We start from the raw sequence: 18,311 nt of genomic DNA, 5'->3' as shown, positions 1-18,311 counted from the left end.
CAGCCGAAGAAACCGGCAGTCCCGCGATCGCCCGCATGAGCGACGGCGTTGCCACGCGAGTGCGGCGCGACGGCAGCCCGCTGTCCCGCACCGCTCGGCAGTCTGCTCATCACGGAGCGCTGCCGCTCCGCGTGGACGACGAAGGGGTGGTTTCAGGTGATCGGAACGAAGCAGCATGGCGGTGAGGGCGGGTGGTCCGAGAGGCAGATCGCCTACTACCGAGCACGAGCCGGCGAATACGACGACTCCTACAGCGACCGCATGCACATGCCTCAGCTCGCGCACGTTCTCGACGGCCTGCCGATCCGCGGCGACGCCCTGGAGCTGGCGTGCGGTACCGGCCAGTGGACCCGGCTGATCTCCGACCGCGTAAGCAGCCTGACCGCGCTGGACGCCGCGCCGGAGATGCTGTCCGTGGCCCGAGAGCGGATGCACGGGACCGCGACTCGCTTCATCGAGGCGGATGTCTTCAGCTGGGAACCGGATCGCCAGTACGACACCATCTTCTTCGCCTTCTGGCTGAGCCACGTGCCACCTGTGGAGATGGAAGCCTTCTGGGACCTGCTGAGGTGGACGCTGGCGCCGGGCGGCCGCGTGGTGTTCCTCGATGACGCACCTGCCAAGGCGGAGATCGAGGAGGGTGTGGCCGAGGCCCAGATGCCCACGGTGCGCCGCAGGCTCGCCGACGGATCCCACCACCTGGCCGTGAAGGTGCTGCGTGACGCCGCCGACCTCACCTCGCAGCTGCGCGACCTGGAATGGGATGCCCAGGTCGAGTCGATCGACCGGTACCACATCGCTGGTGTCGCTCGCCCCTGGACGAGCGAATGACGAGCATGAGCGGCTACCCGGCCCGACCGAGCGTCCGCGCCGGCGAAGTGCTCCGGCTGCACATCTCCGCTTCGGCCCCGCGCTTCCACGTCGACTTTTACCGCTGGGGCGCGACGCCCTGTCACGCGGGCCACGTCGAGTGGCCCGGCGGCACCACCGAGCACGGCACGTTCGAAGCGGACTGGCGGTGGCCCGCCTACGAGTTCCCCGTACCTCCCGAGTGGAGGTCCGGGGTCTACATCGCGACGCTGAGCCGGGAGCCGGCATCGGGCACACCGCCGATGGACTCCCGTCAGGCGCGGATTCTCTTCGTGGTCACACCCTCCGCGCCGTCTGGCCGCACGGTCCTCTTCAAGATCCCGACCTTCACCTACCACGCCTACAACACGGCAGGGGGAGGCAGCCTCTACAGCGCCGCCGAGGTCACCACGCTCCGACCCGGAGGCGGCGTCGGCGGCCCCGTCAAGGGCCTGCCCGACCCATACGACACCGCCTCCCCGCGGCAGACCTTCGCTCACTGGGACGCACCCTTCATCAAGTGGATGGAGGAGAACCGGATCGAGAGCGACTACTGCACCGACCTGGACCTTCACGAAGGCCGACACCTCCATGACGGATACCGCCTCCTGGTCGCCGCCGGTCATGACGAGTACTGGAGCACCGAGATCCGCCGAAACGTCACCGCGTTCCGGGACGGCGGGGGCAATATCGCCAACTTCGGTGGCAATACCTGCTGGTGGCGAGTACACGTGGCCCGGGACGGGGCCGGGCTGCGCTGCGACAAGTTCCCGCCTGGAGCCTCGGCCGAGACGGACCCGGACAGCTCGTACGGCTGCCCCGATCACTGGTGGGAATCGGAGCCCGAGAACTCCCTTCTCGGCGTGAGCTACCGAAACGGTGGTGGCCACTGGGACGGTCCGCGTACTCCCCTCGGGTTCACCGTCACGGAAGCGGAACACTGGCTCTTCTCCGGCACGGGCCTGCAGACGGGCGACGTCGTCGGCCGCGACGGGGCACTGGTCGGCTACGAATGCGACGGGGCGGCGTACGAGCTCGACGCGTCCGGCCGACCGCGCCCGACAGGCCGAGATGGAACTCCGAAGAACTTCGAGATCCTCGGCATCGCGCAGCTGCCCGGCGACTGGAACTTCGCGGCTCGGGAGGCGATGGACAGCCCTCGGGCAGCGACCGTGGGCCTCTACACGGCGAACGGCACGGTCTTCACCGCCGCCACGACCGACTGGGCTCGCCTTCTGGCCACCGACCCGCAGGTCGCGGCCATCACCCGCAACGTCTTCACCCGTCTCTCCTGACCGAAGGGATCGTCGTGTCTGGAAACGTACGGCCGCTCAAGGTGATCATTGGCGTCAACGGCATCGGTATGGGCCACTCGGTCAGGCAGAGCGTGATCGCCCAGTACCTCCGCGACCGCGGGCATGAGGTGCGCATCGTCACCAACGGCAGCGCCCGCCTGGAGTACTTCCGAGACCTCGGCTTCCCTGCCTGGGACGGCTGGATGCCGACGCTCCTCGCCCGCGCCGACCGCATATTCGCGAGCGACGCGATACGCGCCAACATCTGGCAGGCCCCCGCCGGCCTCGCCAAGCACATGCGCCTGCGCCGGATCGTGCGGGAGACCGGCGTCCCCGACGTGTTCATCACCGACTACGAGCCCAACACTCCTCGCCTCGCATATCACTTCGGCAGACCGCTGATCTCCGTCGACCAGCAGAGCAAGTACCGACACCTCAACCTTCCGACCGTCGGCCGATACGCCAGGACCGCTGACGAACAACGCCTCCGCTACTTCGCGCCACGCGTCGACCGGTCGTTCATCTGCTCGTACGTCCCCCTGAAGGCGGACGACCGACGGCTGGAGTTCATCGCCCCTGTCATCCCCGACTCGGTACGTTCCACGCCGGTCACCACCGAACCCCTCGCCACGGCATACTTCTCGCGCTACTTCGACCACGGACCGGAAGAGTCCGTCCGAACGCTGACCGCCGTCTTCCGCCAGTACGTCCCGGACCGCGCCCTACGGATCTACGTGCAGCCGACGGAGATCGGCAAACTGCGGCAGTACGCCGACGGCAAGATCGAAATCCGTACCTTCGACCGCGAGGCGTTCATCAGGGACATGGCGCGGTCCGAGGCTGTCTTCTCCAACGCCGGCTTCAACCTCATCAGCGAAGCCTTCGTCCTCGGCAAACCGGTCCATCTGATCCCGCTGCCCACGTATGACCAACACTGGTGCGCCAAGGTCGTCCACGAGGCGGAACTGGGCACATCGGTGCCCCGCATCGACGGCGGAGCGGTGCTCGACTTCCTCAACCGAAATCGAGAGCTCCGCGCCAACGTCGTACGCCACCGGGACGAGCACCTCGCGGTCGACCCCCGGGAGCGGATCGCCGCCTACCTGGAGAGCCTGCCCACAGCCCGTTCTCCGATCTTCGCCCCAATCACACGGTAGGCGCGCCATGGGAACGCCACCGCTCGCCGCGTACCTGCACACCACCGTGACCGTCACCGCTGTGGTGGCCTGCTACCGCTTCATGATCTCGCCGACTGTACGGGCCATCGCGGGCCGTCCTACCCCGTTGATCCTCGTCACGAGCATCGCGCCCGCCGTACTGCTCATCCTCCTGCCATCGCCCGATCCCGGACCGATCCGGTGGTTCGCCCTGTTCGTGATCACGATGCTCACCTGGCAGGGCGTGACGAGCGACTACGACGTAACGGAGCCGATCGGACCGCAGCGCCTGGACAAGCAGCTGCTTTTGGTGCTGGGTGCCGTTTCGTGCTTCTGGCCTCCGGCTCTCCTGGCTTGGATGGGGGTGTACTGCGGCAAGCTCCGAGGCTGGAAGCACCACGCGATGATGCCGTTACGGCTGCTCAAGGCATACCTCGCCTGGTTCGTCGTGGCGACGCTCTGCGAGACTTCGGGCTCGTCGCCGGCCCTCCTGCTCGTGCTCGGCTGCGTCTCGCTCTCTCATTACGTGAAGCCGGCTTGGAGCAAGGCCCGACTCGGGCCGCGACCCTGGTCATGGGCCTGGCACAACCGCACCCACTACCTGATCGCTTCGGCATACTCCTGGGGCTGGGCACGCTTCCTGCGTCCCGAGACCGTGTCCCGCGTACTGCGCCGTGCACGCGGCTTTGACCGCCCCATCAATATTCTCGCGATGGCGATCGAGGCGGTGGGGCTGATCGCCTTCCTCGACCGCCGCCTTCTGGTCGCGGTGCTCGCGGGCACGGCCCTCTTCAATCTCGCCGTCGCTCTCGCCTCCGGCATCCTCTTCTGGGAGAACATCGGCACCAACATCGCTCTCGCGATCACCGTCGGCCTTCTGCCCGCTGCGGAGTACGACGCGGCGGCCTTCGGCTGGCCAGCCGCACTGCTGGCACTCGCGGTGCTCTTGCTCAGCGCCGCCGACCTGCTGTGGCAACCCTGGCACCTGGGGTGGTGGGACTCCCCTTTCACAGCCCGTGTCCACTGGCAGGTGGAGACCGCGTCCGGCGAACAGCAGGGCCTCTACAACGGCTTCATGTGCCCATACGAGCGGGAGTTCGGCCGCGTCCTGGGCTACTTCCTGACGAGCGAACCGGTCCTCCACGACCACCTCGGCATCGTCTGGGACCGGCGGCTCCGCGACCTCATCGTCCACGCGGACGGGGATCCGGACCGGCTGCGGAACCTTAAGGAGACCTACGGCCGCGCGCAGAAGGACGAGCAACTGGCGAACGAGCACGTCGACTTCCTGACCACGATGTTCAGCCGACTCAACAGCGGCGTGCCGAAAGGACCGTTGCCCAGGACACTGCGCTGGCTCAAAGCGCCTGGCGGACAGCTCTACCGGTGGGGCGACCTTCCTCCCTACCGCGGCGACGAAGCCGTCCGCCGCATCACCATCCGGTACGAGGAGCGCTGCTACCGCCCCGCGACCGGCGACTTCGTCCTGCTCGCCCACGACGTCCTACACGAGATCGACCTCGAACCCCCGAAACCCGACCACGGGAGCCCCTCATGCGCAAAATCTTCATCGACTGCGGCACCAACCTCGGAATCGTGCTGAACCGCTTCATGCACGAGCTTCCGGATCACGAGTTCTACGCCTTCGAGCCGAACGCGGAGCTGATCCCTTCCATCCGCCGGCACGTCGAACAGGCCCAGGACTCGGCCCGTATCGAGATCTCCCCGAGCGCAGTGTGGACCCATGACGGCACGATCGACCTCTTCCTCGGCCACCACGAAAGCTCCACCGTGATGCCGGGCAAGCGCGTGCCGCCGATGTACGACCAGCAGATCGACTACAGCTCGCCGGTCCCGGTGCCCGCCATCGACTTCAGCGCCTGGCTCCGGCGGACGGTCAGTCCCGGCGATCACGTCGTCGTGAAGATGGACATCGAAGGTGCCGAGTACCCCGTGCTCACCAAGCTGCTGGACGACGGGACGATCAACCTGATCTCGGTCCTCTACATCGAGTGGCACCACGACCGCTTCCCCGCCATGAGCCGTGCCGAACACGACCATGTCGCTGCCGCGGTCTCCGCTTGTGTCGACGTCCGCGACTGGGACTGATTCGAGAAAGAGGACGCCACGCCATGCGCACCAAGCACATCTACCTGATCAAGCACGGCGAGACCGAGGAGAACCTGCGGGGCATTCACCAGGGCCAGGCCGTCGGCGGCAGGCTCAGCGAACGCGGCAGGAATGACATCCGCGCGGTCGGCGCCGGCCTCGCCGGAACCGGGATCACCGTGGACCAGATGCTCGTGAGCCCGATGTCCCGCTGCCGCGAATCGGCGGCGCTGCTGACCGCAGTGCTCAGGCCGACCAACGTACTCGTGGACGAACGCCTCGCTGCCAAGAACAGCGGCCACCTCGGTGGCCGGCCCAGGGAGCTCGCCGCCTCTGAGGCAGCACACCATGGCGTGCCCATCCACCAGTTCCGCACGCCAGGCGGCGAGTCATCGGAGGAAGTGCAGGCCCGCTATGTGGACCTGTGGAACCAGGTCCGCACCGGGCCACATCGGACGACCGTCCTCGTCGGGCATGGTGGGGGCATCGCATGCCTGCTGCTGTGGCTGACGGGGAACGGCTTCGAGCGCTACCTCCAGCACGTCCCTGGGTCAGCCGGTCTCACATGGGTCGAGGCGGACGACACGGCGTCCGACATCCGACTGATGAACGTGCCTCCCGCGAGCCTGCCCAGCCGTCTCGACCCCCGTACCGCCCGATGAGAGAAGGGACGGTACGGGCTCGGGGGACACGGTCAGGCGTCCGGGGCACCGCCGAAGCGCTCACGGTAGGACTCCAGGTCCTCTTCCGTGATCTTCGCGAAGAGCACTGGCGGCACGGTGAACGCGGTGCCGGCCGTGACGGCGTCCAGGGCCTTGGCCTGCTCGGCGGTCACCCAGGGCGCGGTGTCGTTCTCCAGGGCGAAGGCCCCGCGCATGGTGGCGGCCGTGGCCGGGATGAAGGGCTCCGAGACGACCGCGTACAGGTGGATCAGGTTCATCGCGGTACGCAGGGTCAGCGCGGCACCGTCGGCATCGGTCTTGATCTCCAGCCAGGGAGCCTTCTCCTCCAAGTAGGAGTTGCCCGCGGACCACAGGGCGCGCAGAGCTGCGGCGGCCTTGCGGAACTGGAGCGCCTCCATGTGCTCCTCGTACTCGGCCAGCAGATGCGCGATCTGCTCGCCGAGCTTCGCCTCCGCCTCGCCGGCGGCGCGGCCGGCCGGGACCTCGTCGCCGAACCGCTTCCGGGAGAAGGACAGCACGCGGTTGACGAAGTTGCCGAGGGTGTCGGCCAGGTCCTTGTTGACCGTGGCGGTGAAGTGCTCCCAGGTGAACGACGAGTCGTCCGACTCGGGGGCGTTGGCGATCAGGAAGTAACGCCAGTAGTCGGCGGGGAGGATCTCCAGGGCCGCGTCGGTGAAGACGCCGCGCTTCTGAGAGGTGGAGAACTTGCCGCCGTAGTACGTCAGCCAGTTGAAGCCCTTGACGAAGTCGACCATCTTCCACGGCTCACGGACGCCCAGCTCAGTGGCTGGGAACATCACGGTGTGGAAGGGGACGTTGTCCTTCGCCATGAACTCGGTGTACCGGACGTCGTCGGCCTCGTACCACCACGACTTCCAGTCGCGGGTCTCGCCGTCCCGGGCGGCGTCCGCCCATTCCTTCGTCGCGCCGATGTACGCGATCGGAGCGTCGAACCAGACGTAGAACACCTTGCCCTCAGCCGCGAGCTCCGGCCACGTGTCGGCCGGGACCGGCACACCCCAGTCAAGGTCCCGCGTGATCGCACGATCGTGCAGACCCTCGGTCAGCCACTTGCGGGCGATCGACGTAGACAGGTGCGGCCACTGCTCACTGACCGCGTCGATCCACGCCTCGACTTCGGTCTGAAGCTTGGACTGCAGCAGGAACAGGTGCTTGGTCTCGCGGACCTCCAGCTCCGTGGAGCCACTGATCGCCGAGCGCGGGTGGAGAAGGTCGGTCGGATCGAGCACACGAGTGCAGTGTTCGCACTGGTCACCGCGGGCCTTGTCGTAGCCGCAGTGCGGGCAGGTGCCCTCGACGTACCGGTCCGGCAGGAAGCGCCCGTCGACCGGCGAGTACACCTGCCGGATTGCCCGCTCCTCGATGAAACCGTTCTCGTTCAGCTTGCGCGCGAAATGCTGAGTGATCTCGCGGGTCTGCTGCGAGGAGCTCCGGCCGAAGTAGTCGAAGGCCAGCTCAAAGCCGTCGTATACGGCCTTCTGGGCGTCGTGGGCCTGCGCGCAGAACTCGGCGACGGAGAGCCCGGCCTCCTTGGCGGCCAGCTCGGCCGGCGTGCCGTGCTCGTCGGTGGCGCAGATGTAGAGGACGTCGTGACCGCGCTGGCGGAGGTACCGGGAGTACACATCCGCCGGAAGCATCGACCCGACCATGTTGCCCAGGTGCTTGATCCCGTTGATGTAGGGAAGCGCGCTGGTGACCAGGTGTCGAGCCATCCTCGGATGCTCCATTTCGTACGTACGGCGCCGGTGACAGTGCCACGGCGGGCCCAAGTCGGGAGGCTGCAGCCGATGCGATCACTCCGATCGCACGCTGTTGTCGCGCACGGTGACGGAACGGGTCTACAAGCCACCGCCATCGTATCGAACCGGTGCTTTCCCCATCCCACAGGTTTTCTGACCGGCCTGGGCGGAGCGCGAAAAGCACTCGGCCGTCCAAGACAGGCGGCCAAGCGAGTCTCGTACGGCCGAGGCGCTTCCCATCTTAGAGCCACCGCCACGCCACGGGCCGCGCCCGCCGTACACATCCGCACGCTTACACAACGAGGTGGACAGCATGATCGAAAAGCGTGAGACCCAGCGGCTCCGCGTCGCGGTCGTGGGACAGGGGTATGTCGGGCTCCCGCTCGCGGTGAGAGCCGCCGAGGCCGGGCACCAGGTCGTTGGCTTCGACGTGGACGCGGGGCGGGTCAAGCGACTCATGCTCGGAGAGTCCTACATCGAGGACGTCACCGACTCGCGTCTGGTGCCGCTCCTCGCTGCCGGCGCTTACCGGCCCACCCTCGACCCCTCCGACTGCGCGGGATTCGACGTAGCGGTCGTCACGGTACCCACGCCGCTCCGCGACGGAGCTCCGGACCTGTCCCATGTCGAAGACTCGGCGCTGCTGCTGGGCCACCACCTCACTCGCGGGGCGAGCGTCGTCCTGGAGTCCACGACGTACCCGGGCACCACGGAGGAAGTATTCGGCCCCCTCCTCGAAAGCACTTCCGGCCTGACGGCGGGCTCCGACTTCCATCTTGGCTACAGCCCTGAGCGCATCGACCCTGGCAACCCGAAATGGAGACTGGAGAACACCCCGAAGATCGTCTCCGGGATCGATGCGGCGTCCCAGGAAGCAATCCGTCACTTCTACGCATCCCTCGTCGACAAGGTCGTCCCGGTGGCCAGCTGCAAGGAAGCCGAGCTGACGAAGCTGCTCGAGAACACCTTCCGGCACGTGAACATCGCGCTCGCCAACGAGCTGGCGATCTTCGCGCACGAGCTGGGCATCGACGTCTGGGCCGCCATCGACGCGGCCTCCACCAAGCCGTTCGGCTTCATGCGCTTCACCCCGGGGCCGGGAGTGGGAGGCCACTGCCTGCCCATAGACCCCTCCTATCTGTCCTGGCGCGTCCAGCGGACCGTGGGCCGCAATTTCCGCTTCGTCGAGCTCGCGAACGACGTCAACAACCACATGCCCGACTACGTCGTCCGGCGCCTGGTCGACGGCCTCAACAAGCGCAAGAAGTCCGTGAACGGCTCCCGGGTACTGCTGCTCGGCCTCGCTTACAAGGCCAACACCGGGGACGCCCGCGAGACGCCCGCGGCGCGGATCGCGGAGCTGCTCATCGGCATGGGCGCGGAGGTCCAGGCGGCCGACCCCCACGTCAGCGACGACGCTCACCCGCGCGCCGACGGCCTGGCGAACCTCAGGCGAGTCGACGTCACGCCGGCCGGACTCGCGGCGGCCGACGCCGTCGTCCTCCTCGCCGACCACGACGCCTTCGACTACCCCCTGATCACCGCGCACGCCCCGTACATCCTCGACTGCCGCCGTCAGCTCGTCGGCGCACACGTCGACTCTCTCTGAAGGGAAGCCACATGAAGATCGCGATCACCGGCGGCGCCGGGTTCATCGGAAGCAACCTTGCCCGTACCTTGACCGACCACCCCAAGATCACCCGGGTCCGGGTGGTCGACAACCTCTCGACCGGCCGCGAGGCCAACATCGCCGGCCTCGACGTCGACTTCTTCAAGGGCGACATCCAGAACGCCGACCTGCTGGACCAGGTGTTCCGCGGCGCGGACGCCATCGTCCACCTCGCCGCGCTGCCCTCCGTACCGCGCTCGGTCCGAGACCCCCTGGCCAGCCACGAGGCCAACGCGACCGGAACCCTCCAAGTCTTGGAAGCCGCACGCCGCGCGGGCGGCCTGCACGTGATCGCCGCGTCCTCGTCCTCCGTGTACGGCGCGAACCCTCGCCTGCCGAAGCACGAGGACCTCACCACAGCTCCGATGAGCCCGTACGCGGTGACCAAACTCGCCACGGAGGCGTACCTGGGCGCCTACCACCACAGTTTCGACCTGCCCGTGCTGCCCTTCCGCTTCTTCAACGTCTACGGCCCAGGCCAGCGCGCGGACCACGCCTACGCCGCGGTCATCCCGAAGTGGATCAGCGCCACACTCGCCGGCGAGCCCGTGACCGTCTACGGCGACGGCACCCAGACCCGCGACTTCACGTACGTGGGCACCGTCTGCCGCATCCTCACCGACGCCCTACTCCGCCGGATCGTCGAGCCCCGCCCTGTGAACTTGGCCTTCGGGACTCGTACACCGCTCCTGGACCTCATCCCGGAGATCGAGACGGCGACTGGTCACCACGTCCGGCGGAAGCACGTGTCCGCTCGCACCGGCGACGTCCCTCACTCTCAGGCCGATAGCAGTCGTCTGCGGGCGCTCTTCCCGACGGTGGCGCCGGTGACACTTGAGGAAGGCATCTCGGCGACCGTGCGCTGGTTCCGCAACTCGGTGAGGAGCGGGACTCCATCGCATGTCGTTGGCCAGTCGTTCAACCCTACAAGCTACAACGCCCTGTACGCATGCCCATCTCTGCAGGAGCACCCTCGCGGCAGCTCACCTGCCACTCCGTACGTCCCGCCAACTGCCAGGCGTTGAGATTTCGACAAGGCGCCGTTAGTGCCCGCTCAACTTCGCCATACTCCGAGAGTGAGCGAGGAGACACCGGGGAAGGTCATGACTCAAGAGGCCAGAAGCAGGAGATGGCTCACTGCCATCACGCGAGGCAGCTTGTCCGTCCCCGCCCGTCAAGCCCTACTCGACCGACAGATCCTTCCCGACGAATCTGTCTTCGACTACGGATGCGGGCGCGGGGAAGATGTTCGCGCACTGCGGCACCTGGGATGCGATGCCGCCGGCTGGGACCCCTTCTACGAGCCCGATGCGCAACTGAAGTCGGCCCCGGTGGTACTTCTCACGTACGTCCTAAACGTCATCGAGGACCCTGTCGAACGGCGGCGCACTCTCCAGAACGCCTGGGATCTCGCAGGGAAGGTGTTGATCGCTGCCGCACGCCTGTCTTGGGAGAGATCGAAGGTCAACGGTCAGGAGTTCGGGGACGGTCTGCTGACCCGGCGCAAGACGTTCCAACACTTGTATGGGGCCAACGAGCTCCGGACCTACGTTGAAGAGATCACTGGTGTCCGGGCCGTGTCCGCCGCACCAGGGATCATCTACGCATTTAAGACCGACAGCGACCGGTTGAGCTATCTCGCACGCCGCATCGTCGCCGACGACGAGTGGCTGGCTTCCAGCGACACCGCTACCGCAGTAGCCGCGCTCATCAACCACGTGGAGCGCCGCGGACGCCCTCCGCGCCTGGAAGAAACACCCCGGCTCACAGCCCAACTACTGGCGCGCCTGAGCCCGGCGGAGGTACGCCGTCTCGTACGCGAGTCCGCCGACCCGGCCAAGGTGAGCGAGGGTGCCAAACGCACCACTCTCAACACGCTACTGTTCCTTGCGGTCGATCTCTTTAACGGCCGCGGTCCGTTCACCAGTCTGCCGCTGACTGTGCAGCTGGACATTCGGGCGTTCTTCTCTTCATACAAAGAGGCGTGCCGACGAGCCGACCGGCTGCTGCTCAAACTTCGGGACGACGCCTACGTCCGTGGAGCTATGAGCGCCTCCAACGTTGGCAAGCTGACCCCAACCGCGCTTTACGTTCACGCGAGAGCGGTCGATTGGATGCCGACCGTGCTGCGCTTGTACGAGCACTGCGCCTCGGTTGCAGCCGGGCGACCGCAGGCGTGGACCGTTGTCAAGCTCTGCCACCGGGGCCGTGCAGTGAGCTGGTTGGACTACCCGGAGTTCGACCGCGACCCCCACCCACGCTTGCTGACGTCCTACCAGGTGGACTTGGAGACCTTCGAGACGTCCCATCATTCGTATGAAGGTCGTAGCAATCGGCCGCTCCTCCACCGAAAGCACGAATTCCTGCACCCCGATGATCCAGAGGCGCCGAAGTACCGGCGCCTGACGGAGGCTGAGGTCAAAGCTGGGTTGTATGCACACCCGCACCAGATTGGTACTGAGGCTGGCTGGGAGAGCGAGCTTGCTCGGTGCCAGCGCGCCCTCCACGGGCACCGCCTCGTCCGAATTCGCGACTAGGCCCACTCAGGCCCGAGGCCGAAGCTTGCCAACACCGTTGGCCAGCTCCGCGACGTCCAGCGTCTCTGCTTGTTCGGGATACCAGGAGAACCGCAGCCCATTCCTCGCCAATTTGTCGGGCAGGTCCATTGCGGTGAGAACGTGGCTCGGCGTGTAGGAGGCGCTAGTGCACGCAGAACCCGTCGCGACCGCGACGAGTTCCTTGAGGGTTACGAGGAACGCTTCAGAGTCCACATCCTCGAAGGAGATGTTGAGGATGTGCGGGACGACGTGATCCTGGTCACCATTCAGATGGAAGCGCTCTGATGCCAACCCTTCGAGGAGCTTCGCGCGCAGTTCCAGGGCTGCAGCCTGCCACCGGGCATGCTCCCTTTCGAAGATCTTCGCGGCCTCGGCCAGGCCCATGATCAAGGGCACGGGGAGGGTGCCGGGCCGCAGGCCGCGTTCCTGCCCGCCGCCAAACATGATCGGCTCCAAGGGGGGCCGCTCGTCATCCATGCTTTCTCGGCGTCGAGCGACCAGTGCGCCTACGCCTTTGGGTGCGCCGATCTTGTGACCACTAATGCTGATCATGTCGATCGGCGCGGTCAGATCAGCAGGGACCTTGCTGTACCCCTGAGCTGCATCCACGTGCAGGTACGTCAAAGTGGATTGAAGCTCGCGCGCGAGGTCGGCAACGGGCTGGATGACCCCAGTCTCGTTGTTCACGTGCATCAGCGACACGAGCAGGGTGTCCGGTCGCAACCGTTCCAACACAGCCTCGACCGCGACCCGGCCCGAGGGGCCGGGCTTGAGGAAGTCCACTTCGAAACCTCGGCGAGCTAGGTGCTCCAGGGGCTCAAGCACCGCCTTGTGCTCGATGGCGGAAGTGATGATGTGGCGCCGGCCGGTCCGCTCGCCGTAGGCAGCTAGCCCAAGCAGAGCGATGTTGTTGCTCTCCGTAGCGCCGCTAGTGAAGATCAGCTCATCAGGCTCTGCCCCGACGGTCCCCGCCAGGTAGTCGCGGGCACGTTCAACCGCACGCTTGGCGCGGAGGCCGTACTCATGGCGGCTACCGGCGTTCCCGAACTCGGCCGTCATCCAGTGCAGGACAACATCGGCCACCCTCTGGTCCACGCGCGTCGTCGCCGCCGCGTCGAGGTACGTCACCATCGAACCCAACCACCTTCGAGCGTGATTCCCACGTGCTGTGTACGTCATTTACCTGACGTACGATAGCGTGTGCAGGTGGGATCTTCTGTCACTCCTCAACCTGCGGAACCGCCGACATCTGCCGGTTTCGAGTACATTTTTCCGGCCATCCGCGGTGTCCAGGCAGGACGCGAGTTCTACGTGTCCATGTGCCCACTGCGCCTCATCCCCAAGATCTTCCTCTTCGATGAGGACGAGTTGGCCCCCGAGGTGCGCGCGCAGCGGACTTTGAACAAGGGGCGACTGCCGGCGCTGACCCGCTACATCATCGACAACCCCACCGACTACGTCTTCAGTGCGCTGACCGCTTCTGTCGATGGCGACATCCGCTTCGAGGGCATTGCGGACAGCGGCGTGGGCATGCGTGCCGGCCAGATCCGCATCTCGATGGCTGCCCGGTTCCTCATCAACGACGGCCAGCACCGGCGCGCCGCGATCGAGCAGGCACTGAAGGAGAACCCCGACCTCGGCGAGGAGACGATAGCCGTGGTGTTCTTCCACGATGCTGGCCTCGCTCGCTGCCAGCAAATGTTCGCTGACCTGAACCGGCATGCCGTGAGGCCCCCCCGCTCCATCGGTGTGCTGTACGACCACCGTGATGATCTGTCCACCACTGTGCGGCTGCTGGCCATGCGTGCCCCGATGTTCAAGGGGCACGTGGACATGGAGAACAGCACCTTGTCGCAGCGCTCCCGTAAACTGTTCACTCTGAGCTCCCTCTACTACGCCACGCAGTCTCTGCTGCAGGACCTAAAAATCCGCAAGCAGCAGTCCCACGAGTTGGCCGAGGCGTACTGGAGCGCGATCGACGCACTGATCCCAGAGTGGGACATGGTGCGACGGCGTGAGATGTCGGCATCGGAGATGCGCCGCGACTTCCTGCACAGCCACGGCATCGCCTTGCATGCGCTAGGACGTGTCGGCAACACGTTGCTGCGAAGGTCCCTGGCGCCACGGAGCTGGTCCCCAACCCTTCAGCGCCTGTCCACTGTGGACTGGACACGTTCCAACACGGACTGGGAAGGGCGAGCCCTTGTCGGCGGGAGGGTCTCCAAAAGTCGACAGAACTTGACCTTGACCGTGAACTACGTGCGGCAGCACCTCAAGCTAGAGCTGAGCCCCGAGGAACAGCGCGTGGAAGACGCCTATCTGCGAGGAGAGTCATGAGCACCCCCAACTCGACGAGGACCTTCCAAGACAGGCCCTTGGCGGAGGTCGTCGAAGAGCTGACGGAAGAAATCCGCGAACTCTATATCGCGGATGAAGTGCCCTGGGTCATCGGGTACAGCGGCGGAAAAGACTCCACTGCAGTTCTCCAACTGGTTTGGCTCGCGCTAAGGGGCCTGCCCACCGGCCAGCGCACCAAGCCAGTCCACGTGATCAGCACGGACACTCTGGTGGAGAACCCTGTCGTTTCCGCCTGGGTTGGCCAATCCCTGGACACCATGCGTGCCGCCGCGCAGGAACAGCAGCTTCCGATCGAGTCACACAAGCTGACCCCGGACGTCAAAGACACATTCTGGGTTAGCTTGATCGGTAAGGGCTACCCCGCGCCCCGGCCGAGGTTCCGCTGGTGCACCGAACGGTTGAAGATCAAGCCGTCTAACGCCTTCATCCGACGAGTTGTGCGACGTCACGGGGAGACCATCCTCGTGCTGGGAATCCGCAAGGCCGAAAGCCAGGCCCGGGCTCGGTCGATGGCCCAGCACGAGAAGCGTCGCGTTCGCGACCGCCTCTCGCCCAATGGAAAGCTTCCCAACTCCCTGGTCTACTCCCCGATTGAGGACTGGTCGACCGAGGAGGTGTGGGCGTTCTTGATGCAGTACCCCAACCCGTGGGGCCACGACAACAAAGATCTGCTGACGATGTACCAGGGCGCGTCCGATGATTCCGAGTGCCCCCTGGTTGTTGACGACACCACGCCCTCATGTGGGGACAGCCGGTTCGGCTGCTGGACCTGCACGCTTGTCGAGCAGGACAAGTCGATGACTGCCATGATTCGCAATGACGACGAGAAGGAGTGGATGCGGCCGCTGCTCAAGCTCCGCAACGAGCTCGACGACGTCAATAACGAGAACCAGACACGCGACTTCCGCCGGATGAATGGCAATGTCCAGCTACTCGGCGACGGCGACCGAACCATCCCTGGACCGTACAAGCAGTCTGCTCGCGAGGACTGGCTCCGCAAGCTTCTCAGCGCGCAGAACAAGGTACGGAACCACAAGAAGGCGCCGGAGCACGTGCGCGGCATCGAACTGATCTCGATGAAGGAGTTGCACGAGATCCGCCGGATCTGGGTGTTCGACAAGCACGAGGTTGAGGACTCCCTGCCGCGAATCTACGAGGAGGTGACCGGCGAGACGTTCCCCGGCTTGCCCCTGGACGAGCAGCTCGTGCTGGGCGCGGAGGAGATCGGTCTGCTCAAGGAGGCGTGTGAGGACGACCCGATCCACTTCTCCATGACGCGTGAACTCCTCGCGGTCGAACGGCAATACCGGACAATGTCCCGACGCGCCGGCCTGTTTGAGTCTTTGGAGAAAGCCATCAAGAAGGGCTACTACGAGGACGCGGACGACGCGCTGCAGTTCGCCCAGAAGCTGAAGGCACTGCGCGAGAGTGACCCAACCCAGCTGTCGCTGAACGAAGAGACCACCACCGATGCACCTGCATAGCCTGACACTCCAAGACTTCGGCGCCTACCAAGGTCGGCAGCACCTCGACCTTCGAGTCAAGCCCAAACGCCCGATCATCTTGATCGGCGGTCTGAACGGCTGCGGCAAGACGACGCTGCTCGACGCGATCCAGCTCGTGCTGTACGGCCCTAGGGCCCGTTGCAGCGGGCGAGGCAACCGCGCGTACGAAACATACTTGCGCGAAAGCATCAACCGCGCAGCCGACTCCGCCAAGGGGGCCGCGCTGCAGCTGGAATTCTCGATCACCGTCGAGGGCCGCAGCCGCACCTACGAGGTCGACCGAACCTGGGCCCTCATCGGCAAGAACGTGAGGGAGAATCTGGCCGTCACCATTGACGGCCGGTATGACGCCACGATCAGCGAGAACTGGGCAGAGCACGTCGAGGAAATCCTGCCCCTAGAGGTTGCCTCGCTCTTCTTCTTCGACGGTGAGAAGGTCGAGCAGCTGGCCGACCCTGAGCGGGCAGCCGGCGTAATCGAAGCCGCCGTCCATTCGCTGCTCGGTGTCAGGGCTGTCGAACAGCTGCGCACCGACCTCCTCGTCCTTCAGCGCCGACAGAGGCTGTCATCAGAGGACCGGGGAGCCCTTGAGCAGCTCCACGGCCTGAAGGCCCAGAAGCGGGCAGCCTCGGAGGAGGTGTCCGCCCGAGAGACGGAACTGGACCAGGCCAACAAGCGCCACACCGAGGCCGAGGCAGAACTGAAGAAGATAGAGCGGCAATTCAAGCGCGCGGGTGGACATCTGTTCGAGGAGCGCCTCGCGCTCGAGGCCGCCAAGGCAGCCGCGGCGGACCGCCTGGCGCAGGCGCAGAAGTCGCTGCGCGGTCTAGCCGAAGGCGCATTCCCTCTGGTGCTGCTCCGTGATCAACTCGCCACGCTGATGGAACAAACCGTCCAGGAGCAGGAAGCGCACGAAGCGCGTCAGGTCGTTGGCATCCTCGAATCTCGGGATGCATGGCTGATTGATCAGCTGCCAGACAGCGTGCCCGCCGCAGCCCGCACCGCATTGAAGAAGAAACTGACGGTCGAGAGGAAGAAGCGCGCCGCAGCAGCCGACCTCGGCTTGGACCTGGACCTGCCGGACAACCTCATCCAGAAGTTGTCCACGCTGGATGAGATTCTGCGAGCTGACGAGGCTCGCGCCGCCGAACTCCTGGAAGCAGCCGACAAGGGTGCGCACGAGCTGCAGCAGGCTGAACGTCAACTGGCTGCCGTTCCAGACGAACGTAAGATCAAGGACCTTATCGACGCGCGCCAGGCGGCCAGGGATGAAGTGACCGTCGCCCGTGCCGCTGTCGAACAGGCCACCCAACTGTTTGCGGAGGCCAAAGCCCGCCAGGCGCGGGTTACGGCCGACTTCGAGCGCACACGCGAGAAGCAGGCCCTACCGCTGGTCCGCGAGGAAGAGCTCAAGCGAGTCGCCGCCTACGCGGAGAAGGCTCGCGCGACCCTGGAACGCTTCGGCTCTGCTCTCCTGCGCAAGCACATCAGCAGCCTGCAGGTGGCTGTCCTGATCAGCTTCCAGACTCTGATGCGCAAGAGCGGGCTAATCAAGAGCCTGCGGATCGACACTGACAAGTTCACCATCGCTCTGACCGACCAAGACGGGGAGCCTGTCGACCCCTCCCGGCTCAGCGCCGGAGAGCGGCAGCTCTTGGCCGTGTCCCTCCTGTGGGGGCTGGCCAAGGTGGCCGGCAACCGGCTCCCCACCGTCATCGACACCCCTCTGGGGCGCCTGGACAGCCGCCACCGCGAACATCTCGTTGACCGTTACTTCCCTTACGCCGGCCGACAGGTCCTGCTGCTGTCTACAGACGAAGAGATCGACGAGAACCTCTTGAACCGGCTGCGGCCCTCCATCGCCCAGAGTTACGTCCTCGCGCACGACGACACCACGTTCACCACCCGCGTCGGCAAGGGCTACTGGTGGACCGAGGGAGCCCTCCATGCCGTCTGAGATCACTATCCGGCTTTCCCAGACCGCCAAAGATCAGCTGGGCTGGCTCAAGCGCAACACTGGGCTAACCCAGTGGAACGAACTGTGCCGCTGGGGGCTCGCGCTGTCGCTACATGACCCGTCCACACCGCTCGTGCGGGACATCACCACCGACTCGAACGTGGAGATTTCCTGGAAGACCTTCGCCGGACCATACGGCGATGTCTACCTGTCTCTCCTGAAGCAGCGGTGTGCGAAGGATGGAGAGGAACCCACGGACGCTGCTGTGAGCAAGACCCTGCTGATCCATCTGCACCGCGGTATTGGCTACCTCGCTGGCCGCCAGGATCTGCGTTCCATCCAGGACCTCATCGCCATCACGACCGAGTAGCCACGGCCCGTCGGAGCCCGCTTCCCCTGACTGGGGAGGCG

15 protein-coding genes are annotated in these 18,311 nt (G+C 65.7%); 13 read left to right on the top strand and 2 right to left on the bottom strand.

Annotated elements, in window-relative coordinates; translation table 11 throughout:
- Positions 1-261: 261 nt before the first annotated feature.
- From DEJ49_RS19690 to DEJ49_RS19665, 6 genes are read left to right on the top strand one after another with little or no spacing between them, the layout of a single operon-like run.
- A complete protein-coding gene (locus DEJ49_RS19690) occupies positions 262-831 on the top strand; it encodes a class I SAM-dependent methyltransferase (protein WP_150188344.1) in 570 nt (189 codons plus the stop codon).
- Entirely contained in the window at positions 828-2,144 is a 1,317-nt protein-coding gene (locus tag DEJ49_RS19685; protein WP_150185342.1) for a N,N-dimethylformamidase beta subunit family domain-containing protein, read from the top strand. Before DEJ49_RS19690 ends, DEJ49_RS19685 begins: the two co-directional genes overlap by 4 nt.
- A gap of 14 nt (positions 2,145-2,158) precedes the next feature.
- A complete protein-coding gene (locus DEJ49_RS19680; RefSeq protein ID WP_223832905.1) occupies positions 2,159-3,301 on the top strand; it encodes a glycosyltransferase family protein in 1,143 nt (380 codons plus the stop codon).
- 7 nt (positions 3,302-3,308) lie between these two features.
- Positions 3,309-4,904: a hypothetical protein gene (locus DEJ49_RS19675; protein WP_150185341.1), complete on the top strand. Its 1,596-nt coding sequence runs from the start codon at positions 3,309-3,311 to the stop codon at positions 4,902-4,904.
- Positions 4,856-5,410 (top strand): FkbM family methyltransferase, encoded by a 555-nt coding sequence (locus tag DEJ49_RS19670; protein ID WP_150185340.1) that lies wholly within the window; start codon positions 4,856-4,858, stop codon positions 5,408-5,410. The genes DEJ49_RS19675 and DEJ49_RS19670 overlap by 49 nt, the downstream gene beginning before the upstream one ends.
- Positions 5,411-5,433: 23 nt before the next feature.
- The gene (locus DEJ49_RS19665; protein WP_150185339.1) at positions 5,434-6,072 is read left to right on the top strand and encodes a histidine phosphatase family protein; all 639 of its coding nucleotides are present in this window, start codon (positions 5,434-5,436) and stop codon (positions 6,070-6,072) included.
- A gap of 32 nt (positions 6,073-6,104) precedes the next feature.
- Here the strand turns inward: DEJ49_RS19665 and metG are convergent, their stop codons facing one another.
- Positions 6,105-7,826, bottom strand: coding sequence for a methionine--tRNA ligase (gene metG / locus DEJ49_RS19660; RefSeq protein WP_150185338.1), 1,722 nt, complete (start codon positions 7,824-7,826; stop codon positions 6,105-6,107).
- 340 nt (positions 7,827-8,166) lie between these two features.
- Between metG and DEJ49_RS19655 the strand changes: the two genes are divergently transcribed.
- The 3 genes from DEJ49_RS19655 to DEJ49_RS19645 are packed head-to-tail and all read left to right on the top strand — an operon-like array spanning position 8,167 to position 12,059.
- Positions 8,167-9,462 (top strand): nucleotide sugar dehydrogenase, encoded by a 1,296-nt coding sequence (locus DEJ49_RS19655; protein WP_150185337.1) that lies wholly within the window; start codon positions 8,167-8,169, stop codon positions 9,460-9,462.
- 11 nt (positions 9,463-9,473) lie between these two features.
- On the top strand, positions 9,474-10,547 hold the full coding sequence (locus tag DEJ49_RS19650; RefSeq protein ID WP_150185336.1) for an NAD-dependent epimerase/dehydratase family protein: 1,074 nt from the start codon (positions 9,474-9,476) through the stop codon (positions 10,545-10,547).
- Between the two features lie 51 nt (positions 10,548-10,598).
- Entirely contained in the window at positions 10,599-12,059 is a 1,461-nt protein-coding gene (locus DEJ49_RS19645) for a DNA phosphorothioation-associated putative methyltransferase (protein WP_317850455.1), read from the top strand.
- A gap of 6 nt (positions 12,060-12,065) precedes the next feature.
- On the opposite strand, the gene dndA is transcribed toward DEJ49_RS19645, so the two are convergent.
- Positions 12,066-13,211, bottom strand: a complete 1,146-nt coding sequence (gene dndA / locus DEJ49_RS19640) for a cysteine desulfurase DndA (RefSeq protein ID WP_150185335.1) — start codon at positions 13,209-13,211, stop codon at positions 12,066-12,068.
- A 75-nt stretch (positions 13,212-13,286) separates the two neighbouring features.
- Here dndA and dndB point away from each other — a divergent pair, with 75 nt between their 5' ends.
- From dndB to dndE, 4 genes are read left to right on the top strand one after another with little or no spacing between them, the layout of a single operon-like run.
- Positions 13,287-14,417, top strand: a complete 1,131-nt coding sequence (gene dndB / locus DEJ49_RS19635) for a DNA sulfur modification protein DndB (RefSeq protein ID WP_150185334.1) — start codon at positions 13,287-13,289, stop codon at positions 14,415-14,417.
- The gene (gene dndC / locus DEJ49_RS19630; RefSeq protein ID WP_150185333.1) at positions 14,414-15,922 is read left to right on the top strand and encodes a DNA phosphorothioation system sulfurtransferase DndC; all 1,509 of its coding nucleotides are present in this window, start codon (positions 14,414-14,416) and stop codon (positions 15,920-15,922) included. Before dndB ends, dndC begins: the two co-directional genes overlap by 4 nt.
- Positions 15,909-17,900 carry a DNA sulfur modification protein DndD gene (gene dndD, locus DEJ49_RS19625; RefSeq protein ID WP_150185332.1) on the top strand — a complete coding sequence of 664 codons (1,992 nt, stop codon included), beginning with the start codon at positions 15,909-15,911 and terminating at the stop codon, positions 17,898-17,900. Before dndC ends, dndD begins: the two co-directional genes overlap by 14 nt.
- Positions 17,890-18,270, top strand: coding sequence for a DNA sulfur modification protein DndE (gene dndE, locus DEJ49_RS19620; RefSeq protein ID WP_150185331.1), 381 nt, complete (start codon positions 17,890-17,892; stop codon positions 18,268-18,270). The genes dndD and dndE overlap by 11 nt, the downstream gene beginning before the upstream one ends.
- The last annotated feature ends 41 nt before the right edge of the window (positions 18,271-18,311 follow it).

It is taken from the genome of Streptomyces venezuelae, assembly GCF_008642335.1.
GTDB classification, from domain to species: Bacteria; Actinomycetota; Actinomycetes; order Streptomycetales; family Streptomycetaceae; genus Streptomyces; species Streptomyces venezuelae_F.
This window is presented reverse-complemented; position numbering and strand designations above follow the sequence as displayed.

Bases quoted from the DNA above. Each gene is read 5' to 3' on its own strand.
- DEJ49_RS19690 (WP_150188344.1), top strand. From the start codon at position 262: ATGCACATGCCTCAGCTCGCGCACGTTCTCGACGGCCTGCCGATCCGC.
- DEJ49_RS19685 (WP_150185342.1), top strand. From the start codon at position 828: ATGACGAGCATGAGCGGCTACCCGGCCCGACCGAGCGTCCGCGCCGGC.
- DEJ49_RS19675 (WP_150185341.1), top strand. From the start codon at position 3,309: ATGGGAACGCCACCGCTCGCCGCGTACCTGCACACCACCGTGACCGTC.
- DEJ49_RS19670 (WP_150185340.1), top strand. From the start codon at position 4,856: ATGCGCAAAATCTTCATCGACTGCGGCACCAACCTCGGAATCGTGCTG.
- DEJ49_RS19665 (WP_150185339.1), top strand. From the start codon at position 5,434: ATGCGCACCAAGCACATCTACCTGATCAAGCACGGCGAGACCGAGGAG.
- metG (WP_150185338.1), bottom strand. From the start codon at position 7,826: ATGGCTCGACACCTGGTCACCAGCGCGCTTCCCTACATCAACGGGATC.
- DEJ49_RS19655 (WP_150185337.1), top strand. From the start codon at position 8,167: ATGATCGAAAAGCGTGAGACCCAGCGGCTCCGCGTCGCGGTCGTGGGA.
- DEJ49_RS19650 (WP_150185336.1), top strand. From the start codon at position 9,474: ATGAAGATCGCGATCACCGGCGGCGCCGGGTTCATCGGAAGCAACCTT.
- dndA (WP_150185335.1), bottom strand. From the start codon at position 13,211: ATGGTGACGTACCTCGACGCGGCGGCGACGACGCGCGTGGACCAGAGG.
- dndC (WP_150185333.1), top strand. From the start codon at position 14,414: ATGAGCACCCCCAACTCGACGAGGACCTTCCAAGACAGGCCCTTGGCG.
- dndD (WP_150185332.1), top strand. From the start codon at position 15,909: ATGCACCTGCATAGCCTGACACTCCAAGACTTCGGCGCCTACCAAGGT.
- dndE (WP_150185331.1), top strand. From the start codon at position 17,890: ATGCCGTCTGAGATCACTATCCGGCTTTCCCAGACCGCCAAAGATCAG.